At 39.4% G+C, this 19,963-nt stretch carries 24 protein-coding genes and 2 pseudogenes; 18 read left to right on the top strand and 8 right to left on the bottom strand.

Going from position 1 to position 19,963, the window contains the following annotated elements:
• Positions 1-167: 167 nt before the first annotated feature.
• The 5 genes from V756_RS0103080 to V756_RS0103060 all read left to right on the top strand — a co-directional run bounded on the left by V756_RS0103080 (position 168) and on the right by V756_RS0103060 (position 3,725).
• Positions 168-758 carry a class I SAM-dependent methyltransferase gene (locus V756_RS0103080; RefSeq protein ID WP_024713371.1) on the top strand — a complete coding sequence of 197 codons (591 nt, stop codon included), beginning with the start codon at positions 168-170 and terminating at the stop codon, positions 756-758.
• Positions 748-1,434 carry a response regulator transcription factor gene (locus V756_RS0103075; protein WP_024713370.1) on the top strand — a complete coding sequence of 229 codons (687 nt, stop codon included), beginning with the start codon at positions 748-750 and terminating at the stop codon, positions 1,432-1,434. The genes V756_RS0103080 and V756_RS0103075 overlap by 11 nt, the downstream gene beginning before the upstream one ends.
• Positions 1,431-2,507, top strand: a complete 1,077-nt coding sequence (locus V756_RS0103070) for a sensor histidine kinase (protein WP_024713369.1) — start codon at positions 1,431-1,433, stop codon at positions 2,505-2,507. The genes V756_RS0103075 and V756_RS0103070 overlap by 4 nt, the downstream gene beginning before the upstream one ends.
• 133 nt (positions 2,508-2,640) lie before the next feature.
• The gene (locus V756_RS1000000123215) at positions 2,641-3,273 is read left to right on the top strand and encodes a TVP38/TMEM64 family protein (RefSeq protein ID WP_024713368.1); all 633 of its coding nucleotides are present in this window, start codon (positions 2,641-2,643) and stop codon (positions 3,271-3,273) included.
• A 251-nt stretch (positions 3,274-3,524) separates the two neighbouring features.
• On the top strand, positions 3,525-3,725 hold the full coding sequence (locus tag V756_RS0103060) for a hypothetical protein (RefSeq protein ID WP_024713367.1): 201 nt from the start codon (positions 3,525-3,527) through the stop codon (positions 3,723-3,725).
• Positions 3,726-4,870: 1,145 nt separating this feature from the next.
• Here the strand turns inward: V756_RS0103060 and V756_RS0103045 are convergent.
• The 3 genes and pseudogenes from V756_RS0103045 to fabF form a co-directional block, all read right to left on the bottom strand.
• Positions 4,871-6,298, bottom strand: a complete 1,428-nt coding sequence (locus V756_RS0103045; protein WP_024713365.1) for a serine hydrolase domain-containing protein — start codon at positions 6,296-6,298, stop codon at positions 4,871-4,873.
• A gap of 367 nt (positions 6,299-6,665) precedes the next feature.
• A pseudogene (locus tag V756_RS01000000121775) lies at positions 6,666-6,847 on the bottom strand (DUF255 domain-containing protein).
• A gap of 167 nt (positions 6,848-7,014) precedes the next feature.
• Complete coding sequence (gene fabF / locus V756_RS0103035; protein WP_024713364.1) at positions 7,015-8,247, bottom strand: beta-ketoacyl-ACP synthase II; 1,233 nt, start codon at positions 8,245-8,247, stop codon at positions 7,015-7,017.
• Between the two features lie 104 nt (positions 8,248-8,351).
• Between fabF and V756_RS0103030 the strand changes: the two genes are divergently transcribed.
• The 3 genes from V756_RS0103030 (at position 8,352) to tet (ending at position 10,922) form a co-directional block, all read left to right on the top strand.
• On the top strand, positions 8,352-9,188 hold the full coding sequence (locus V756_RS0103030) for a helix-turn-helix transcriptional regulator (RefSeq protein ID WP_024713363.1): 837 nt from the start codon (positions 8,352-8,354) through the stop codon (positions 9,186-9,188).
• A 261-nt stretch (positions 9,189-9,449) separates the two neighbouring features.
• Positions 9,450-9,512 carry a tetracycline resistance efflux system leader peptide gene (locus tag V756_RS1000000124695; RefSeq protein ID WP_370444975.1) on the top strand — a complete coding sequence of 21 codons (63 nt, stop codon included), beginning with the start codon at positions 9,450-9,452 and terminating at the stop codon, positions 9,510-9,512.
• Positions 9,513-9,545: 33 nt separating this feature from the next.
• Entirely contained in the window at positions 9,546-10,922 is a 1,377-nt protein-coding gene (gene tet / locus V756_RS0103025; protein WP_024713362.1) for a Tet(L)/Tet(K)/Tet(45) family tetracycline efflux MFS transporter, read from the top strand.
• 60 nt (positions 10,923-10,982) lie between these two features.
• Here the strand turns inward: tet and V756_RS0103020 are convergent, their stop codons facing one another.
• Together V756_RS0103020 and V756_RS01000000121770 are read right to left on the bottom strand one after the other, a co-directional pair.
• Positions 10,983-11,573, bottom strand: coding sequence for a YczE/YyaS/YitT family protein (locus tag V756_RS0103020; protein WP_024713361.1), 591 nt, complete (start codon positions 11,571-11,573; stop codon positions 10,983-10,985).
• An 11-nt stretch (positions 11,574-11,584) separates the two neighbouring features.
• The gene (locus V756_RS01000000121770; protein WP_032681664.1) at positions 11,585-12,013 is read right to left on the bottom strand and encodes a GNAT family N-acetyltransferase; all 429 of its coding nucleotides are present in this window, start codon (positions 12,011-12,013) and stop codon (positions 11,585-11,587) included.
• Between the two features lie 120 nt (positions 12,014-12,133).
• Here V756_RS01000000121770 and V756_RS0103010 point away from each other — a divergent pair, with 120 nt between their 5' ends.
• Both V756_RS0103010 and V756_RS0103005 read left to right on the top strand, forming a co-directional pair.
• The gene (locus V756_RS0103010; protein ID WP_024713360.1) at positions 12,134-12,586 is read left to right on the top strand and encodes a MarR family transcriptional regulator; all 453 of its coding nucleotides are present in this window, start codon (positions 12,134-12,136) and stop codon (positions 12,584-12,586) included.
• 190 nt (positions 12,587-12,776) lie between these two features.
• Positions 12,777-13,442, top strand: coding sequence for an MBL fold metallo-hydrolase (locus V756_RS0103005; RefSeq protein WP_024713359.1), 666 nt, complete (start codon positions 12,777-12,779; stop codon positions 13,440-13,442).
• 109 nt (positions 13,443-13,551) lie between these two features.
• Here V756_RS0103005 and V756_RS0103000 read toward each other — a convergent pair whose 3' ends face one another.
• Both V756_RS0103000 and V756_RS0102995 read right to left on the bottom strand, forming a co-directional pair.
• Positions 13,552-13,989, bottom strand: a complete 438-nt coding sequence (locus V756_RS0103000) for a GNAT family N-acetyltransferase (protein WP_024713358.1) — start codon at positions 13,987-13,989, stop codon at positions 13,552-13,554.
• Positions 13,990-14,003: 14 nt separating this feature from the next.
• Positions 14,004-14,882, bottom strand: a complete 879-nt coding sequence (locus V756_RS0102995) for a LysR family transcriptional regulator (RefSeq protein ID WP_024713357.1) — start codon at positions 14,880-14,882, stop codon at positions 14,004-14,006.
• A 187-nt stretch (positions 14,883-15,069) separates the two neighbouring features.
• Between V756_RS0102995 and V756_RS0102990 the strand changes: the two are divergent.
• A pseudogene (locus V756_RS0102990) lies at positions 15,070-16,286 on the top strand (MFS transporter).
• 34 nt (positions 16,287-16,320) lie between these two features.
• Here the strand turns inward: V756_RS0102990 and V756_RS0102985 are convergent.
• On the bottom strand, positions 16,321-17,160 hold the full coding sequence (locus tag V756_RS0102985; protein WP_024713355.1) for a pentapeptide repeat-containing protein: 840 nt from the start codon (positions 17,158-17,160) through the stop codon (positions 16,321-16,323).
• Between the two features lie 145 nt (positions 17,161-17,305).
• On the opposite strand from V756_RS0102985, the gene V756_RS0102980 reads away from it, so the two are divergent.
• The 7 genes from V756_RS0102980 to V756_RS0102950 all read left to right on the top strand — a co-directional run bounded on the left by V756_RS0102980 (position 17,306) and on the right by V756_RS0102950 (position 19,946).
• Positions 17,306-17,695: a YybH family protein gene (locus tag V756_RS0102980; protein WP_024713354.1), complete on the top strand. Its 390-nt coding sequence runs from the start codon at positions 17,306-17,308 to the stop codon at positions 17,693-17,695.
• A gap of 114 nt (positions 17,696-17,809) precedes the next feature.
• Entirely contained in the window at positions 17,810-18,280 is a 471-nt protein-coding gene (locus V756_RS1000000123815) for a hypothetical protein (protein ID WP_142675256.1), read from the top strand.
• Positions 18,281-18,315: 35 nt separating this feature from the next.
• Complete coding sequence (locus V756_RS0102970) at positions 18,316-18,561, top strand: hypothetical protein (protein ID WP_024713352.1); 246 nt, start codon at positions 18,316-18,318, stop codon at positions 18,559-18,561.
• Positions 18,562-18,659: 98 nt separating this feature from the next.
• Positions 18,660-19,055, top strand: coding sequence for an Hsp20/alpha crystallin family protein (locus V756_RS0102965; protein ID WP_024713351.1), 396 nt, complete (start codon positions 18,660-18,662; stop codon positions 19,053-19,055).
• On the top strand, positions 19,052-19,237 hold the full coding sequence (locus V756_RS0102960; protein ID WP_024713350.1) for a hypothetical protein: 186 nt from the start codon (positions 19,052-19,054) through the stop codon (positions 19,235-19,237). The genes V756_RS0102965 and V756_RS0102960 overlap by 4 nt, the downstream gene beginning before the upstream one ends.
• A 15-nt stretch (positions 19,238-19,252) precedes the next feature.
• Positions 19,253-19,597, top strand: coding sequence for a hypothetical protein (locus tag V756_RS0102955; RefSeq protein WP_024713349.1), 345 nt, complete (start codon positions 19,253-19,255; stop codon positions 19,595-19,597).
• A gap of 1 nt (position 19,598) precedes the next feature.
• Positions 19,599-19,946: a hypothetical protein gene (locus V756_RS0102950; protein ID WP_240939705.1), complete on the top strand. Its 348-nt coding sequence runs from the start codon at positions 19,599-19,601 to the stop codon at positions 19,944-19,946.
• Positions 19,947-19,963: the final 17 nt, after the last annotated feature.

Here is a 19,963-nt window from a genome sequence, read left to right as displayed (position 1 = left end):
TTAATATAGATAGCGGCAGGAAAATTGATCCCCAATGCTAAGGACCGACTGTTATGGAAAAGAGTTTCGTCAAAATTTAAGAATTCTTAAGAACTTTTGCCCCTTTTTCTTTAGGTTTTGAATTTAAAGTGAAATTATAAATTTAAAACAAATGGAGAGATTAAGATATGAAACGTCTGCTATTCTTATTTCAATATATAGGTAATCCAAGAACTGTCGGTGCCATCCTTCCCAGTTCAAGGTTCCTTGGGGATAAAATGATGGAGGGAATTGATTTTAAGAAAGCCAAATACATTGTCGAATATGGACCAGGTACAGGTGTATTCACCAAAAAACTGCTTGAAAAACGAAATCCAGAGACGATTATTTTATTAGTCGAACAAAATAAAGAATTTTATTCATTGCTGAAAGAAAAATTTAAAGATGAGAGGAATTTATTCATTGTATACGGATCTGCAGAAAATATCATCGAGCATTTAAGAGAGTATGGTATACCTTATATAGACTATGTCATTTCCGGTCTTCCATTTGCAAGCTTGCCAAAAGGTGTTTCAAATGAAATTTTATTAGAAACCTCCAAGATTTTAAAAAAAGATGGGGAATTCATTACTTTTCAATATACTTTGTTTAAAAAAACGTTTTTTGAACAGTTTTTTACCAAAATAGATGTAAAAAGAGAACTTAGAAATGTGCCGCCGGCTTATGTCTTCAGTTGTTCGATGCCGCGAAATGATATGGGGGAGTTATATGGAGTCTAACATTCTTATTGTTGACGATGACAAAGATATTAGAAATCTTATTTCTGTTTACTTAGAAAATGAAGGTCTCGGCACACAAAAGGCTAAAGATGCAATCGAAGCTTTAAAACTGTTGGAACAAAAAGAGTTTGACCTCATGATCTTGGATATTATGATGCCCAGCATGGATGGAATTGAAGCATGCATGAAGATCAGGCAAGAACGAAATTTGCCCATTATTATGCTTTCTGCAAAATCGGAGGATATTGATAAAATTCAAGGGCTTGCCGCAGGGGCTGATGATTATTTATCGAAACCGTTTAATCCATTAGAATTAATCGCAAGGGTCAAATCCCAATTAAGGAGATATAAAAAATACAATACGGATACGAACAGCACGAAGAATGTCATTGAAATTGGTGACCTGACCGTCAATACAGATACACGGCAAGTATGGGTGCGGGGGCGGGAAGTGCGTCTGACGCCAAAAGAATTCGATATCCTTGAACTGCTTTGCATGAACAAAGGGATAGTTCTAAGTGTTGAGAAGATATATGAAGCAGTATGGAAGGAAGACTTTTTTAAATCAGATAACACTGTCATGGTACACATTACAAAAATCAGAGATAAGATTGAAGAGGATTCCAAACACCCCATTTACATCAAAACGGTTTGGGGAACAGGATATAAAATATGAGCAAATTTGGAAATAAGCTAATGGTAAAGCTTTTTGGTGCGATCGCAATTAGTTTTCTTATTTCATTAGGTGTGATGATACTTATTATATTCTCTAACATTTACTTGCAAAAGGTGAATTATCTAGAAGAGCTTAGCGTCCGAAACAGTTATTTTTTCATACTGCTTCAGTATTCGGCAGCTATTCTTACTTTTATCACAGCTTTTTTTATCATGGCACGGAAAAAAATATTATATGTGAAGCTTATTACTGAAAGTGTTCATCAGATTGCCAACGGAAAACTTGGCTTGACCATAAGGATTGAAAGCAGGGATGAATTGACCGAGCTTGCACAAAACATTAATCATATGTCCGAAGAGTTAGAAAAGAAGTTTGAACACGAAAGACAATTAGAAAGATCGAAAAACGAACTGATTTCAAATGTATCCCATGATTTAAGAACACCATTAACATCAATAATAGGATATTTGGATTTATTAAAAAAAGGCCAATATGACAGTAAAGCTCAATTTCAGGAATATCTCGAAACGATTGATTCAAAATCACAAAGGCTGAAATTCCTGATTGATGAACTGTTTGAGTATACTCATTTATCAAGCCCGGACGTTAAGTTAACCTGTAGAGAAGCAGATTTGTCGGGTTTAATGGAACAGATAATCGGAGAATACATTCCGATTTTTGAAAAGGAACAGCTAAGTGTTCAAAAATCAATTGCAGAAGACCATATTCCTGTTTTAATGGATATTGATAAGATGGTTCGTGTTTATGATAATCTCTTTATGAATGCAATAAAATACAGCAAAAAACCATCTGAATTGGTCATCAGCCTTAAGGTCATTGGTGACAAAGCAATCTTAAAAATTTCTAATCAAGTTGAGGGTTTTTCGGTTGACAATATAAACAGATTGTTTGAACGGTTTTTCAGGGGTGATAAGGCAAGAACAGATCAACAAGGAAGCGGTCTCGGGCTTGCCATTTCAAAAAGAATTGTTGAGCTTCATAATGGCAACATCCATGCGGAATATAGAGAAGGCTGGATGAGCTTTATTGTCGAACATCCAATGCATAGATAAAGGCTTATGGAAGTGAATGTCCATAAGCTGTTTTCTTGTAAATAAAACTTAAGGATCCTTAAGACTTTTACGGAGTGTTTCTTCATTTTCATTGCTTATCATGTATGTATGGAAAGCGAGGAGAGTGTGGAAATTGAAAAATAAATTTCTTATTTTAGCTTTATGGCTTTTAGCTATTTATATCCTAAAGGAATATCATGTCCTGTCGCTCGATATGAGTGATTTGCAGGAATTTATATCAACAAATACAAAATACGCAATGCTGCTGTTTATTGGTCTATGGATCATTAGGCTTCTCTTTTTTATTCCTGGTGTAACTCTCATGTTTTTAGGGGGGATATGCTTCGATCCGATTATTAGTTTTATATTGTCGATGGCCGGCATTTTTTTGAGCGAGACCTTGGTTTATCTTTTCTCGAGAATGTTTTCAAGCGGAGAAATGATGAAGGATTTAGAGCGTAAACATCCAGAATTAAAAAAATTATTGGAGGCTTATAATTATAAGTTTTTGGCATTAGGGATGATTTGTCCGATAGCCCCAACAGATGTCGTGTGTTTCTTATCAGCTGCAGTGGGATTAAAATATCGTGTTTACATTTTAACTGTCGTTATTACGAATATCCCTCTATTGGTTTTTTCCAGCTTTATTGTCATTAACTTTAGCGAGTCTTTAGCAGGCACTGCCTTGGTTCTCGTATCATTTGTTTTGATTTCTGTTGTATCCATTAAAATGTGGAACAGTCTTAAGCAGAAGCAAAGTGCATAGATACTAGATATAGTTGCTTTGCTTAATATGAAATTGAATCTATCTATAGAGAACTCAATCATAGATACCAGATGATTTTGGTATCTTTTTTGTTTTTCCTATATTTTTTAGAAGACATATGACTTGTAATCAAACGCAGGTATAATTCACTTCTTTTTTTGAGGATTCCTTATTTTGAAACCTTTTTCGGTCGATAACGTAGACTTTTTATAACATAAGGTTTTGTTATTGATTCTGGAAGGAGAATTAAAATGGATTACATCTATAAGGAAAAGAAAAATGGCAATCGTATAATATCAATCAGAGATAAATGGGAGAATGCTCTTATTGAATTTGAGCAAAAAGGTAATCAAATTGATATAGTAATCAATTATCGTAACGAGAAAACAACTAAGTTTTCGCTACCAATTGAGACTTTTGAGAAAGTGTATCAGGATATTAAAAATAAATAGGAGAGACAGATAATGATAATAATTCGGTTTGAAAATTTTACTCGCACATCATAAGAGATACCAAAACAGAAGCAATCGTTAAATATAATTGCGTTGCAAATGAATTTTTTTATTTTTAACGACTTTCCTCATCTTTGTTCTGTAGTTAATTTTAAGGTGAGCGTTGTCAATAGAACAATAATGAAAAGGAAGGTAATATAAATTATGAAGTTAAGAATAAACTATGTAGTATTATTCATTATGTTATCTGAAGGGTTCTTTATAGCAGGTTTTGCATTAGAGAATGTCCTTGATTATTCATTGGTGATTGGAATCACCTTACAGATCATATTTGTTATTTTAGCCTCAATTTTAGCAATAAAAAAACAAAAGAATACAAACAGGACAAAGTAAGTAATTGCCGTGTTATTTAGTTAAGAGATGAATTAAGTTACGCGGCATCTATTGCAATCGAGTTAGGTTATTATGGGTGGCAATGTCGAAGGTAAATGGTAAGGAGGTAAGAATGTCTTTTATTACAATAATTGAAATTATCTTAGTGATAACAGTATTGGGGTTATTTGCATGTACTTTTAAAAGGCAAAAAAGTGTTAATGATGATGTTGTTTTTAGTTATGCTAGATATATGATTTATTTGCTTGTAGCTGAGGTTGCAATATATGTCATATTTCAATTGTTTTAGTAAAGTTAGACCTTTTAAGGACTAACTTTTAAACCTTTTCAACTAACCTGTATCTTTTGCAATTTACACGCTTATAATAGATGATAACCTATATCATCGGGGGGAGACCCATTGAACGTACAAGCGTTTTCTGTGTTTAGTCGAAGAGTCCTAATTGTTCAGCAAACGGGCCAGATTGTTGAACAACAGTCTTTTAAGAAATGTTATCTAACGACGCTTGTGCAAAAATAATATTGTTGTTTAATTTACAATAAAGTCATTTGAAAAATAATATTAGTTGTTTAAAAATCCTTATTCCACGAACGGAGCAGGTTAGTGGAAGCAATAGTAATTAGGTTTGACTGGGAAAATTGTCGATGATATTAAAAAAGACACCGAAGTGTCTTATGTTTTTCAAATTAAGCATACCGATAAATTGAAATTTAATTACTTAACATTATGCTTATCTTGGGAGCGAGGTATTTTATCGGTGAGTGTATACAAACCATGTAATGCTTGCTGTTAATAATGCTGACGAAATCAAAGCTGTAAGAACACTATATGTTTGCCAAATAAGTATCGTTGACCAATCGAAAGCACAGCACAGTATACCCAGGGCAATCGTAGCGATCAGGAAAATAACTGTTACGATTATTCTCTTTTTTGTCATTGGCTGCCGCTCATTCGTTTTCCTTCTGCGTAATCCTAAGAGAAATAGGAGAACGGCCAATAGGCAAAGAATAATAGTGATAGACGACAAAATGATATCCAAAAGCTGTGTGCCGCTTATTTCATATGACTGAGTTAGATTACCGTCTAATATATCTTTAACTTTTAGTACCAGGTTTATATTGGTATTTGCGCCGTTGCTCAGCAAGCAGACGGCTGTTCGTTCATTTAGCAGTATGACTACTTCGGTTCTGAAATTTGGATTGCCCCCAGTGTGTTCTATAATCGTTTGGTCGGCGTTTACCGACCAGCCTGCCGCATAATACATATCGTTGACAGCCGAAACAGACATATCACCCCTATGTGATTTTTCGATAACCGTGTGAAATATTTCGGGTATGTCCTGCACAATACCCATCTGTATGCCCATCCAACGCGCCATATCTTTTGTATTAGAAATGATGTAGCCTGCGGGCTTATTCCCAGAATAATCCGGAGCTTTAAATGGAGTTGTCATAAAAAAGGAAGAACGGTAGCCCTGTGCCAACTGTCCAGTGGCTTGAGCATCTTCTTTATAAACATACGTCTGGTGAAGACCTAACCGCTGAAATACCTGTTCCCTCATAAAGTCTTCATAGCTTTGTCGCGACACAATCTCAATAACCAAGCCCAATACGTCATAATTAACGGTTCCATAGTTATACTGTTCACCGGGAGGGAACGCCAATTCAGCATCTACGAGCATTTCCACAGTCTTTTGCAACATATCCGGTGTATTGCCTTGTGGAATACTTTGAGTATGCCTAATATTTGTTAGACCACTGGTATGGTGAAGAAAGTTATTTAGTGTAAGGCTTTGCATATCAACAGGTTTCCCTTGATACTTTAACGTAAACCAAGGTAAATATTTTTGGACAGGGTCAGTCATTGAGAGCAGCCCTTGCTCTTCCAACAGCATAATACCCATACCGGTAAAAGCTTTACTGACCGAGGCTAACTCATAGAGTGTATTTTCACTTGCAGACAACCCCTTTTCACGGTCAGCATACCCTGAAGAAAAGTAGAACACTTCATCATCAGCAAGTATTGAGATTGACATTCCCGGCACACCTGATATACGAGAGGCATCATCTAGCAACGCTTGTATTGCCGCAGATTTCGAATCAGACAACGCATAACTTTGTGTTGCGAATCCTGAGAATAATATAAATATCGTTAATACAAAAACAATAATCTTTTTCATGAACTCTCCTTTTCGAAAAATTATAATAGAATAATATAAATAACCTACTTTTACAACTACTAAACTAAATTTTAATTTATATTTCTATTCACCTATATAATATCAAGTAATTAGGAAGAGTTACACTTAACGAACAGATGCGTTAGTTCAATAAGAAAAACGATCTTCAACAATCGGGCGCGATTGTTGAAAAAGAATTAAAAGGGTGATACATATTACACATGACTAATATGTATCACCCTTTATTTTTTATGACTTTTTGCGTTTTAGGTATTGATAATGTAAATCAGGGGATATAATTTTTTAGTTTGCTATGATATGTAAGATTAAAATGAAATGATTTAACATGAATTGTTTATTGGTTATTTTAAGAGTCATGGCACCAATGGCAAGTCGTATAGCAGATGCTGATCAGAATCGGCTTGTTTCGTGTTTCGCTTTTTCGAAGGCTTCTTCTCCCCACGGGAACCAGTCAACGGGGATGTCGTGTTGAAGTAAATATGGAGACTTCTCAGCGATTAATCTATTGGGCTTATTGTTAGTGGGCATGGGATCACCTTCTTTCTGAATGTTTTTATTAAGTATTCTCTTTTCTCTATTTAATATACCAGAAGTTAAGACTCGTAATTTGTCTGTTAGGTACTCCATAATGAAAACCATGATCTATAAGCTTTGATAGATCCATTATTTCGTTTTTGAACTATAAAGATGGGCCCTCAATCGTACTTCTTTAACACGATTGCTGAATTATGTCCGCCGAAACCGAAAGAATTTGATAGCCCAAATTTCAATAGAAGATCTCTAGGTTCTGATACAACATCTAAGTCGCAATCTGGATCTTGATTCTCTACATTAATAGTTGGCGGAATCATTCCTCGTCTCAAACTTTCCACTAAAGCAATTGCTTCTGCTCCGCCAGCAGCACCAAGCATGTGTCCAGTCATTGACTTGTTTGCAGTTGTTGGAATTTTACGTGAATGTTCACCAAATAATTTCTTAATAGCTAGAACTTCAGAACGATCACCTACTTGTGTACTTGTTGCATGAGCACTAATCACATCAATTTCATCTGGTGATATGTTTGCACTTCTCAATGCTTTCTTCATTGCTAAGTAAGCACCTTTCCCTTCTGGGTGTGATGCCACCATATGATAAGCGTCTGAACTAGCTCCGTATCCTACTATTTCACATAAAATGGGAGCATCTCTAAGAATAGCATTTTCTAATGATTCTAATACTAAGATGCCTGCGCCTTCACTCATAACAAAACCATCTCTATCTGTATCGAACGGACGGCTGGCTCGACTTGGATCTTGGTTTCTTGTAGATAGTGCATGTGCATTTCCAAAACTGGCTAAAGACAACTGCGTGATTGCAGCTTCTGCTCCGCCGGCAAATATGATATCTGCTTCATCATTACGGATAGCGTTGAAGGCTTCACCGATGGAGGTGTTCCCGATTGAACAGGCCGTGACTGGTGATAATGACGGGCCTTGTGCTCCTAATCTAATACTGATTTGAGCCGCAGCTGCATTTGAAATCATCATTGGGACAAGGCTTGGGCTTACTCTCCCGGGACCTCGTTCATTTAATACATTCACATTATCAACAAGTGATTGTATGCCGCCGATTCCTGAACCAACGTATACCCCTAAGCGTTCAAGATCAACCTTATCTAACTGTAATTGTGAATGTTCTAATGCTTGTTCGGCTGCTGCTAAGGCAAACTGACTAAAACGATCTAATCGTTTTGCTTCTTTCCTCCCCAATATTCCATCTGCATCGAAATCACGAACGATTCCAGCTATCTTTGTTTTATACTCAGCGGTATCAAAAGAATCAATTAGAGATATTCCCGATTTTCCATTAACCAGCTGATGCCAAAAATGATGTATATCATTCCCCAGTGGAGAAATAATTCCCATTCCAGTAATGACAACTCTTTTCATGATCATTCCTCCTTGTTTTTTTATTCACTTTACCTTCTGTGTTATCCTATTACAAGTTGTTGTTTATCCTAGTATAATTTACACTATTTTAAAAGGAGACCTTAATGAAACCCGAAACAAGACTTCAAGCTTTATCAGAATTTCTAAAGAACCAACGTTCGAAAATTACTCCTCAAATGGTTGGTTTGCCTGTAGGAACCCGCAGAAGAACACCAGGGCTAAGAAGAGAGGAAGTGGCTCAGCTAGCCGGTGTAAGTCTTACATGGTATACATGGCTAGAACAAGGAAGAGATATAAAAGTGTCTACCTCGGTATTAGATGCTATTTCTCGAGCACTGCAATTAAATAACGATGAGAGAAGATATTTATATGCCCTAGCGGTAGAGGAAGGAGTGAAACAACCCTTTATAAGTGAGAAAGAGAAGGAAATCAGTCCGGCTTTAGTGAAAATTTTACAGGAACTTCGTTATTGCCCAACGATTATATCAGATAGAAGAAGTCAGATTGTTGGTTGGAATCAAGCGGCGGCTAATGTGTTTTTGGATTTTGATCAAATCATCCCGGCAGAAAGGAATATCATACGCTTACTATTCGCAAGAAAGGAGTTCAAAAGTTTAGCAGTGAATTGGGAGCACTTTGTTAGAGGATATATTGCCATATTTAGAACGTATTATGGGCAGTATGTGGCTGATGATTGGTATGAGCAATTTATACAAGAAATGGAACAGGCATATCCTGAGTTTCGTAAAATTTGGAATGAAAATGAGATAAGCTCTGCACCTGAAGTATTAATTGAATTTCGCCATGCTAAGGCAGGGAAAATGCTGTTTAATCTAACTTCATTACAAGTGCATGGGGATACTGATTTAAGATGCAGCATCTATACTCCAGTTGAGGATACTGAAACGGAGCTTAAGTTAAAACGTTTAATGGAAGGCTAGCTATCGTTTGGAGAGTAGAAGTTATTTTACAAAGTAATACTATCTATACTTTGTTTACGGTACAGTTCCTATTCGTTTTTTGTATTTGGATAGTTGTTATGTACATTTAATATAAAAAAAACCTATACCTCAGAGGCATATGGAATAACCGTTACTGACCACGGCTAATGTTTCCCTTGTTTCGTAATCTGAAAAGAGTAAAAGTTTGCACCTTATTCTGTATATAATAAGATCATATCAATCAACGCAGGGGGAATTATGATGAAGTGCAATAAAATGAACAGGGTACATGTAAAAGAGGGAAGCGTATCAATGGCCCTATAAACTGCGTCTGCCCTCATTAATGGAGGGGACATTGTGAATACGTCTTATTCACAGTCAGCTTTACGACACAACCAAATATTAATTTGGCTTTGTGTCCTGTCATTTTTCAGCGTATTAAATGAAATGGTTTTGAACGTCTCATTGCCTGATATCGCCAACGATTTTCATAAACTGCCAGCGAGTGTAAACTGGGTAAACACAGCCTTTATGATAACCTTTTCCATCGGAACAGCTCTATACGGAAAGTTATCGGATCAGCTGGGCATCAAAAATCTGCTCCTATTTGGGATTATCGTAAATAGCTTCGGGTCGATCATTGGATTTGTGGGACACTCATGCTTTCCTATCCTCATTTTAGGTCGGTTTATTCAAGGGTCTGGTGCAGCCGCATTCCCGGCTCTTGTGATGGTTGTAGTTGCGCGCTATATTTCAAAAGAAAACAGAGGGAAAGCATTTGGTCTGATCGGGTCACTCGTAGCCATGGGGGAAGGTGTTGGACCAGCTATTGGAGGAGTGATTGCCCATTATATTCATTGGTCGTATTTGCTGCTTATTCCAGTTACAACGATTATCACTGTTCCATTCCTTATAAAACTGTTGAAAAAGGAAGAAAGAAGAAGAGGCCGCTTTGATATGGCGGGGATTCTATTGATGTCTGTGGGTATCGTATTTTTTATGCTGTTTACAACATCATTTCACATTTCTTTTCTGCTGATTAGCATTCTCACCTTCTTGAGTTTTGTAAAACATATTAGGAGAGCTCAAGAACCTTTTATTGACCCCGCTCTGGGGAAAAATGTTTTATTTATGGTTGGCGTCCTTTGCGGAGGACTGATCTTTGGCACTGCAGCAGGATTTGTCTCTATGGTTCCTTATATGATGAAAGATGTTCATCATTTAAGTACAGCAGCAATTGGAAGCGGGATTATGTTTCCCGGAACAATGAGCGTCATTATATTCGGTTACATTGGAGGAGTGCTTGTCGATCGGAAAGGTTCTTTTTATGTCCTGACGATTGGGATTGCATTGATGGCTTCCAGCTTTTTAATCGCTACCTTTTTTATAAATGACACACCATGGCTTATGACCATTATATTCGTTTTTGTTTTTGGGGGGCTTTCTTTCACAAAAACAGTTATCTCTACAATTGTGTCGAGCAGTTTGAAAGAAAAGGAAACTGGTGCCGGAATGAGCTTGCTTAATTTCACGAGCTTTTTATCAGAGGGAACGGGTATGGCGATTACAGGCGGTTTATTATCCATCCGCTTGCTGGATCGCAGGCTGCTGCCTATTGATGTAGATCATTCCGCTTATTTGTATAGTAATTTGCTATTACTTTTTGCAGGAATGATTGTTATTAGCTGGCTAGTAACTTTGAATGTGTATCATCGTTCGCGGAGACATGACTAACAGGGTGAAAGGATCAATTTTGATTATTCAAGATTGATCCTGTTTTTCCAAACAACCAATTCACATTCTAGAAAAATGCCGTTCAACAAAAGGCATCAACAGGTGAAGAATCATCCCTCCTAAACAAACAGTTAAAAGAGTTCCGATGCCGATAGGGCCTTTAAAGATAATAGCCAATACGAAGAAAAGAGCATATACCAATGTTCTTGAAAACAAGATCGTTCTTTTGGAGAGATCTCGGATAATGAGTGTTAAATGATCGATAGGTGTTGATGCAAATGTGGTCTGAAGATAGATGGCTGTTCCAAGACCGATGAGCACCAAACCAATTCCGAAACAAATCAGTTTGCTTAATAACGTGTTTAGAAATATGATGTTTTTTACAACAAATAACCATAGGTCAATGCCTATCCCGGTAAGGAATGCTGTAACCAAGCCGAGCAGCATAGGTTTTTTTCTCGTTAAGATAGAGTTGCAGATTAAGAGGATCACAGAAATCAGGACCTCCCAGCTTCCTACGGTAAGGCCGACTTCTTCTGACAGGCCAACCAAAAGGGCATCGAAGGGGGATGTGCCCAGTCCTGATTGTATTGTTAAAGAAATGCCTAAACTTAATACGAGGATACCTAATCCGTAATACATATATTTCATTTTATTAGCGATCATTCTTTTGTCATCAAGACATGGGGGATGCCGTCTTCCATAAATTCTTGTGAGGAAATCTGGTAGCCCAGTTTTTGATAAAAGCCTGCTGCTTGTGTTTGTCCATGCAGCTTATATGCAGTAATGCCTTTTTCTTTCATGATGTTTTCTAACTCGCTTATGATAACTTTGCCCAATCCGTACTTACGGTACGGTTTTAGGATGCAGATTCTCTCCAGCTTACCTGTATGATCAAGAATGCGCACACGGCCTGTGCCGACAGGCTGTTTTTTATGATATACCAAGATATGCTGACACTGTTCTTGGAGCGTATCAAATTCATCGAACTCATCGGATTCACATATATTTTGTTCCTCAATGAATACAGTTCTTCTAATATCTAAAGCAGCACGTAAGTCATTTTCAGTAGTTATTCTTTTTATATTCATCATAAATCAATCCTTTTCTGATATTAGTCTGGACTGTGCCGCATGCATGTGGTCTTATAATAGTAAGGTTAAAACAATTTTGTTGTAATTGCAATAAAAATAACGCGAGGAGTTTTAGGAATGAATGACATTTTGCGTGAGATCGGCATGATAGCAAGAGCGTTGGATTCCATAAGCAATATTGAATTTAAAGATTTGGACTTAACAAGAGGGCAGTATCTTTATCTTGTACGTATATACGAAAATCCGGGAATTATTCAAGAAAAATTGGCGGAAATGATAAAAGTGGACCGAACAACGGCCGCGCGGGCCATTAAGAAATTGGAAATGCAGGGATTTATTCAAAAACAGCCGGATGAACAAAACAAAAAAATAAAAAAACTGTTCCCGACTGAGAAAGGAAAAAAGGTGTATCCATTGTTAAAAAGAGAAGGAGAACATTCCATGGAAGTGGCCTTGTCCGGTTTTACACCTGAGGAAAAGGAAACTATGTTTAAACTCGTTCACAGAGTGAGGAAAAATGTAGAACGTGATTGGGAGTATGTGAAGAAGGGGAACAAGAGGGATTATTAATGGATCAAATGTAACCGTTAAAAAACACATTAATGGTATTGCCCTTCAGTATCTGCAGAACCAAATATGAGTCCGCAAAAGACCAATTTCCCGTCTCTCAATGCAAGTTGCAAAAATGTGCGCCGTTACATATTTAATTGATTTGTAATACAGTGAGGATATCAAAAAATTTCCAAAGGGAGTGGCTTGGATGAACTTGAGACAGCTATCAGAACATGTCTTTCAATGTGAATTTGAACTTGATGTGCCTCTTCGTATCCCGGTTCATACTTGGTTTATTAAAGATAGTGATGATGTTTATATCATTGATACTGGAATAGAGCGGTTTGCTGATGTTCAAATGAGGGCAGCGTTAGCGATCGGCAATCCAAAAGCCATTTTGCTTACCCATGGCCACAGCGATCATATCGGCGGTGCGTCAAAGTGGTTAGAGCGATTTGATATTCCGATTTTTGCGCATCAAAAAGAACTAAAGTATATCAATGGGGAAGTGCCTTATCCGAACAAAAGTGAAGTGGAGAACACAGGGGTTGCCTATGTCGTCCAGCCGCTGACGGAGCAAACGCTGGCTCATTTGCCTTTGCAATACGATTTAACACCCGGACATTCCCCGGGGCACGTCGTGTATCATCATGAAATGGATCATACCCTTTTAACAGGAGATCTTTTTATCACAAGTAAGAAGGATTTACACCCGCCTATCAGAAGATTCAGCGTGGATATGAATGAGAACATCGACAGCGGCGCAATCATAGATCAAATCAAACCAGCGCTCATTTGCTCTTCACATGGTGAAGAGATTCTTTATAACGAAGAGTTGTATAAAAACTATGTGATAAGGTATAGGGACCAATAGAAGTATGACAGAATAAGGAATGAAAACTTCGCTGGCATACAAGCAATCCTTCACTCATCGTTGATTCGTATACCAATCAACTGCTTACGGTCATACATTTGTGAACGATTTACCGGCTATCTTCCTTTGTCATCAGCACGTGGGGAATGCCATCCAGCATAAATTCATCTGATGCTGTCTGATAGCCGAGCTTTTCATAAAAGCCTGCCGCCTGTGTCTGGCCGTACAGTTTGAAGGCAGAAATGCTTTGTTCTTTCACAATGCGTTCTAACGAATCGACTATTACTTTGCCCAGCCCGAACTTGCGATAAGGCTTCAGAATGCAGATTCTTTCCAATTTACCCACGTGATCAACGATACGGACACGGGCTGTGCCAACGGGTTCATTCTCATGATAAACCAAGATGTGCCGGCAATCTCCACAGAGTGTATCGAACTCATCGAATTCATCGGAAACGGGACAGCCTTGTTCCTCAACAAATACAGCTTTTCTGATTTCAAATGCGATATGTAAATCATGTTCTGACGTTATTCTTTTCACATTCACGATATGATCCTCCCTTACTCAGAAAAATGGCTGATGACATACTGTTTAAAGGTCTCGGCAACCGGCGATAAAAAACGGCCTTTTATCCAGGCGATGCCGATGACACGCTGACATTCCGGCCAGGTGACACGAATTTTTGTGATTTTGCTTTGGTCTAAGCCTTTTAGATCAGGCAAAATGGATATGCCCAGTCCGGCCGCCACAAAACCTGCCGCAGTGGCGGCTTCTTCCCCTTCAAACATAATGTTCGGCTGTATATCGGCTTTCTCAAACAGCTCATCGACCGTCATTCGAAGCGCGTAGCCTTTTTTCAATAAAATAAAACGCTCATCGGCAATCTCACTCAGGGTAATGCTTTCACGATTAGCTAACGGGTGATCGTTTGGTACAAATACAAATAGTTCTTCACTCCACAGCCTGATCCATTGGATCGTTTTTTCAGGCTTGATGGAAGCGAGGAGACAGAGGTCCAGATCCCCGGACTTTAATCGTTCGAGCAGCCAATAAGAATGGTTTTGCTTCAGCTGGAAGGAAATGTTGGGATAATCCTGCTGAAAGGAGCCGATGAGGTCGGGCACGAGCGTTGTCCCTAATGTATGTAAAAAACCGAAAGACACCTCCCCTTGGTCTGGCTTTAATAAGGCTTGGATTTCCTCTTTTCCTTCGGTGTACTCCTTCATCATCGCCTGAACACGCCGCAAAAAGATGTACCCGTATTTATTTAAGGTAATAGATCGTCCCTGTCTGTCGAATAGCGGGACGCCTAAGTGGTTCTCCAGTCTGGCGATTGAGCGTGAAAGCGCGGGCTGAGTGATGGAGAGGCTTTTTGCCGCTTTTGTCACGTGCTGCATCCGGGCCAGTGTTTGAAAATATTCAAGCTGCTCCCATTCCAAGCATCATCCCTCCTTTATTACATATAAGCATGAAAAGCATATTTTATATGCATTATACAACATATATTAACGATGCTAAGATAAATGTATAAACAGACTCGAGAATGTTTGAATTCATTGGAAATAAAGGATGGTTGTTTATGAATCGCAGTGCTCAACAACATGCGGAGGGGCCGATGAAGTCCCGATGACATACATTCAAAAAGGCACACCGGTTTTTCGTAAAATTACGTTTGCTTTCTTTGCCGCGGGTTTTAATACATTTGCAATTCTTTATTGCGTGCAGCCGCTCATGGAGGAATTCACGCGGGAATTTCATGTGACACCTACTGCGGCGAGTCTTTCTTTATCTGTTACCACAATGCTGTTAGCTGTCAGCATGCTCGTTTTTGGTTCGTTGTCAGAGGTATGGGGGCGCAAGCCGATTATGGCTATATCGATGCTGGCCGCATCCGTTCTCTGTTTGGCGTCGGCCTTCAGCCCGAACTTTCATACGCTGCTCGTATTAAGAACCATTCAAGGGATTGCGCTCGCCGGCCTTCCTTCGATTGCGATGGCTTATCTCGGAGAAGAAATTGAACCTGGAAGCCTTGGATCAGCGATGGGTCTGTATATCAGTGGAAACGCGATTGGCGCCGTTTTTGGAAGGATCGTGTCAGGACTTCTGAGTGAATACTTTACTTGGCATATGGCGATGGGGTCAATTGGTGTGATTAGTTTGATCGCAAGCATGATCTTTTTTATGAATTTGCCTCCATCCAGGCATTTCACGCCGAGAAAATTGGAGTTCGGACAATTGGGATTGTCTCTCATCAGCCACTTGAAGGATCGGAAACTATTAAGCTTGTTCCTCATTGGTTTTTTGCTGCTCGGAAGCAATGTGGCATTGTTTAACTACATTGCGTATGTGCTGTTGGGACCGCCGTATTCGTTTAATAAAGCGTTTGCCAGCTGGATTTTTATTGTGATGATTGTAGGGATTTTCAGTTCGTCCTTCATTGGAAGAATGGTTGATCAATATGGCTACCCGAAAATACTGGTGATGAATATATGCATTGTTGTCACGGGTGCTTTATTAACGATAAACAGTATATTAGCAGTGAAAATTTTGGGGATTGCGCTCTTTACATTCGGCTTCTTCGGCGGCCACTCAGTCGCCAGCAGCTGGGTGGGAAGGAGAGCTCTGCACAACAAAGCGCAGGCGTCGTCGCTGTATTTGTTCTTTTATTACGCCGGTTCAAGTGTTTGCGGAACGGTCGGCGGGCTTTTCTGGTCTGCTTTTCACTGGCTGGGTGTCGTCGGCATGATCACCTTCATGCTGCTGGTTGCGTTATGGCTGTCGGGATACTTGGCAAGTAGAAGTGCGAAAGTGCCGGAAAAAGGAACAAAAAAGGATTCAATTGATGACTGCAAAAAAGGACCGTAAGCGGGTCCTTTTTTATTTCCAATGGGCAGGGATTCGTAAAGACGGCGGCAGCTTTGTGTTCGAATCGCCGTTGGCGGCGTTCACCTGTGCCTGTGTCAGAAAGATGCTCCCGGTTAGGTCGGCGCCGCTGAGATCAGCGTCTCTCATATCTGCACCGATAAAGTCTGTCATTCTCAAATCGGCATTTCTCAGATCGGCGGCTATGAGCAGCGCCCCTCTTAGATTTGCTCCTCGCAGATCAAGCCCTTTCAGTTTCGCGCCGATCAGGACACTTCCCCGGCTGACCTTTTTCGGGAGTTTTGGATGGCGGGCTTGGGCACGCACCAGTTCACTCGTTTTTAACAGCCATTCATTGACCTCAGCTCGATGCTCGTCCACCTGCAGTGTCAGCAGGCGTTCTTTGCTGAGTCTGGTGAGCCTTTCTATTTTTTCGAAACTGGTTCTCAGTTCAGGATGAATCGGCTTGGCTATATCTATAGAAAGAGCTTCATGTAAATACCAGAGCATTTCGTGCAACTGCTGCATGATAGGAAAAACGCCAAACATCTCGTTGGCCGTTTCCGGGCTGTTTCGCCAATCCTTTCCCCCATAAGTGATTTGGGATACTTTCTGTCCGGCGCCAAAGCATTCATATGCAGAGCAGCCTCGAAATCCTTTTTCTCTGAGATTTTTATGGATCGAACATTGATAGTTTGATTGTAAGTTGCGGCAAGGCGTGCCCCCGTCTTTGTCAAAAGCAAAATCCGCCGACTTCGCATAAGGCAAGGCGACACAGCACAGGCCAAAACAATGCTGGCAATCCGCGCTTAAATCATGATGTATATGGTCATGTAACGTTACTTTCGCAGACAAAATTGTCCACCCCTTCACTTTTTACTTTGTTAAATATATCTATTTTATTATATAGGAAACAGGAATCCTTTTCCTTTTATTTTTACGATTTCAGCGTGTCAAACATTGTATAATATATCCAATCATGATGATTGGGGGAATTCATTTGGAACAGCAACTGAAAGACATCATCTCTGCGTATGACTTGGCAATCCAAAATGAAGATTTTGACACACTGATGAATTACTACACGGAAGATGCCATTTTAGTAGTGAAGCCAGGCAAGATTGCGCGAGGCAAAGAAGAAATCAAAAGAGCGTTTATCGCGATCGCGAACTATTTCGATCATCATATTGCCCCAACACAAGGGGAAATGATTCTTTTGGAATCAGGTGACACTGTACTCGTCCTTTATCAGACACTGCTTGATTCGGATAAAAAGGACTCTGAGTATGCGATGGAAAGAAGGGCGACCTATGTGTTTAGAAAGAACGTGCAGGGGCAGTGGCTTTGTGCAGTCGATAATTCATATGGTACGGATTTGATTGATGTTTAGCGTCCAGGCAATTTCTAAGGCTGATACAGCTTGTAAAAGAACCCGAACCATTAACCGAGTCAGAACATATTGTAAAGCAATGGACTGAAAAGACATATCAAGGACTGAATAAGATTGAATCATCGACAAGCAGTAAACCAGGTTCAAGTGAACAATATTAGTGTGATTTCAATTGATACCTCCTCAGGAATATTTATCGGAACCAATTATGCGCATAGTTGGTCTTCGCACCGGAAAAACAATTACGGACTCGGATCAATGACTAACTCCCAGGTGTCTCATAATTTTAGCTATGTGACAGATAACGATGAGGTAGACACGCCGATTCATCATGAAAACAGGATTTCATTTGAAGGGAACTCGGGAGAAAATCAGAATGATATTGATGTTGGGGAAATTAATATTAACGTTCTGGATACATGTGCTGCCATTTCAGTCGGCGAAAACGAACTTACCGGCTGGAGTGCACATAGTAAGCGAACGTCCGGCCAGGGAAGGTTATTAGGCACCATTCAAAACACGCAAAACTCGTCTTTCGTGATTGATAACGACGAAAATGACTGTCAAATAAATGATTATTTTTAAAGGGCTGCCTTGGTTTGAAAAGGAGGAGGATTTGTTTGGCTATCGGTTTTACACTCGGTGCAATCAATGTGAATTCCCAGCAGACAAATACAGCCATCGCGATTGGAGAAAATCAGCTCCCAGGCTGGGCTGCGCATCGTAAAGTAAATAACGGAATCGGCTTCTTCGCAGGAAATGTGCTGAATCAAGGGAACGTTTCCACAGTTATTGACCCTGACGGCATAGACGGCAACATGAATAACCAAAATATATCGCCAAGTGTACAAAATCAAACACTTTAAAAGGGAATATTTTTCTTTTAGCATACCTCCATAAAAAGCACATAAGCATAATTATAGATTCTAAACATGTATGGCTATGTGCAGGGGGTTTTTTATTTATGCCAAAATCTCAATTTTATCCCCATGTAAAAGAAATGATGGGAAAGGATTTCGCTGAGCTGCTGCGCGAAATTGCTCCCTTTGTCGAACCGAGAGCCGATATCATAAAAACAAACCGCAGATTGGACATAACCATTGATGCGGCTGGTGCAAGTGCAGAGGATATGTCAATTAATCAAAAGAATCGCACACTCATAATCGAAGGAAAGATTCGACCCCAGCCGCCGGAAGAAGAACAAGAGCTGATCGCCAGCGAACGGTTTTATGGCCCCTTCAAACGGGAGATATTCATTCCCGAAGAGTATGATCTGCATCGGATTCATGCAGAATTGAAAAGCGGAATCTTAACGGTCACCATTCCATTCCGCACGTATGAAAAAGGAGAAGAGCAATGACCTCAATTAAATACGGATCTTTGCGAGTGAACCATCTGCAAAATTCTTCGGGTCTTTTTGTCGGAACAAATGTTCAAAAAGGCAGAAAAAGTGAAACCTTTATCAATGAAGGCTTTGGCGCCATAAAGGGAAAGCAGAATAAAATCAAAGGAAATGTGGGAGCTGTAGAGAAGAGTTTTTAAAAAGGGATGGCGTATATGAACATAGAAGAGATCCTAAAAAAGCTTGAAAAATTAGCGCAAAAAGTGGATATGCTTGAACAATCTTCCCAGGAAGAACGCCGCCCTCCTATTTTTGTGAAAATGGATGTACAGGATTTGAATGTAGAGAAGTTACATTTAGACGATCTAGCCTTTCATCTCGATCACCTGGATATACAGGAGCTAAGCGGGATGCTGAATCTTGGCAACGTATTCTCTCCTCATGTTCGGCCGAAAGTTGAATCACAGTCACGAGGTGAGAAAACAAAAAAGGATGATATAGAGGTTAAAATAGATGGAAAGCCAGTGCCGTATACCATCAATCAGGGAAAGGGTGTTTGACGTGAAACGGTTTTCTCCCTCTTTTTTTATTGGCTCCATCTCTATTGGGACGGTTGAAGGCGCATCGTGTGTGAATCTCGGAAACAACCTCCCCAGCGGTTTTGTGAATTATAAAAAACAAAACCAAGGATTCGGCTCCATTTCAGGAGACCATAATGACATCCACGATATTTTAGCGACCATAGAGGAAAACGGCATCCAGGATGCTTTTCATTATGAAGGCGTTCTTCAAGGAAAAAACGATCAGGTGCTGGAAAACATAGAGCAAGAAATGCTTGCTTCGGGGATTGATATTGAGGAACAGGGTGAAGAGGAGATACACGGGGACGGGCCCGATTCTTTGATGTAATGGAAGAGCTGCCATTT

Source organism: Bacillus tequilensis KCTC 13622 (assembly GCF_000507145.1).
GTDB lineage: Bacteria > Bacillota > Bacilli > Bacillales > Bacillaceae > Bacillus > Bacillus tequilensis.
This window is presented reverse-complemented; position numbering and strand designations above follow the sequence as displayed.

Bases quoted from the DNA above. Each gene is read 5' to 3' on its own strand.
- V756_RS0103075 (WP_024713370.1), top strand. From the start codon at position 748: ATGGAGTCTAACATTCTTATTGTTGACGATGACAAAGATATTAGAAAT.
- V756_RS0103005 (WP_024713359.1), top strand. From the start codon at position 12,777: ATGAACTTGAGACAGCTATCAGAACATGTCTTTCAATGTGAATTTGAA.
- V756_RS0103030 (WP_024713363.1), top strand. From the start codon at position 8,352: ATGAAACCCGAAACAAGACTTCAAGCTTTATCAGAATTTCTAAAGAAC.
- V756_RS0103070 (WP_024713369.1), top strand. From the start codon at position 1,431: ATGAGCAAATTTGGAAATAAGCTAATGGTAAAGCTTTTTGGTGCGATC.
- V756_RS0103080 (WP_024713371.1), top strand. From the start codon at position 168: ATGAAACGTCTGCTATTCTTATTTCAATATATAGGTAATCCAAGAACT.
- V756_RS0103060 (WP_024713367.1), top strand. From the start codon at position 3,525: ATGGATTACATCTATAAGGAAAAGAAAAATGGCAATCGTATAATATCA.
- V756_RS0103010 (WP_024713360.1), top strand. From the start codon at position 12,134: ATGAATGACATTTTGCGTGAGATCGGCATGATAGCAAGAGCGTTGGAT.
- V756_RS0102960 (WP_024713350.1), top strand. From the start codon at position 19,052: ATGACCTCAATTAAATACGGATCTTTGCGAGTGAACCATCTGCAAAAT.
- V756_RS0102965 (WP_024713351.1), top strand. From the start codon at position 18,660: ATGCCAAAATCTCAATTTTATCCCCATGTAAAAGAAATGATGGGAAAG.
- V756_RS0103020 (WP_024713361.1), bottom strand. From the start codon at position 11,573: ATGAAATATATGTATTACGGATTAGGTATCCTCGTATTAAGTTTAGGC.
- V756_RS0102955 (WP_024713349.1), top strand. From the start codon at position 19,253: ATGAACATAGAAGAGATCCTAAAAAAGCTTGAAAAATTAGCGCAAAAA.
- V756_RS0103045 (WP_024713365.1), bottom strand. From the start codon at position 6,298: ATGAAAAAGATTATTGTTTTTGTATTAACGATATTTATATTATTCTCA.
- fabF (WP_024713364.1), bottom strand. From the start codon at position 8,247: ATGAAAAGAGTTGTCATTACTGGAATGGGAATTATTTCTCCACTGGGG.
- V756_RS01000000121770 (WP_032681664.1), bottom strand. From the start codon at position 12,013: ATGAATATAAAAAGAATAACTACTGAAAATGACTTACGTGCTGCTTTA.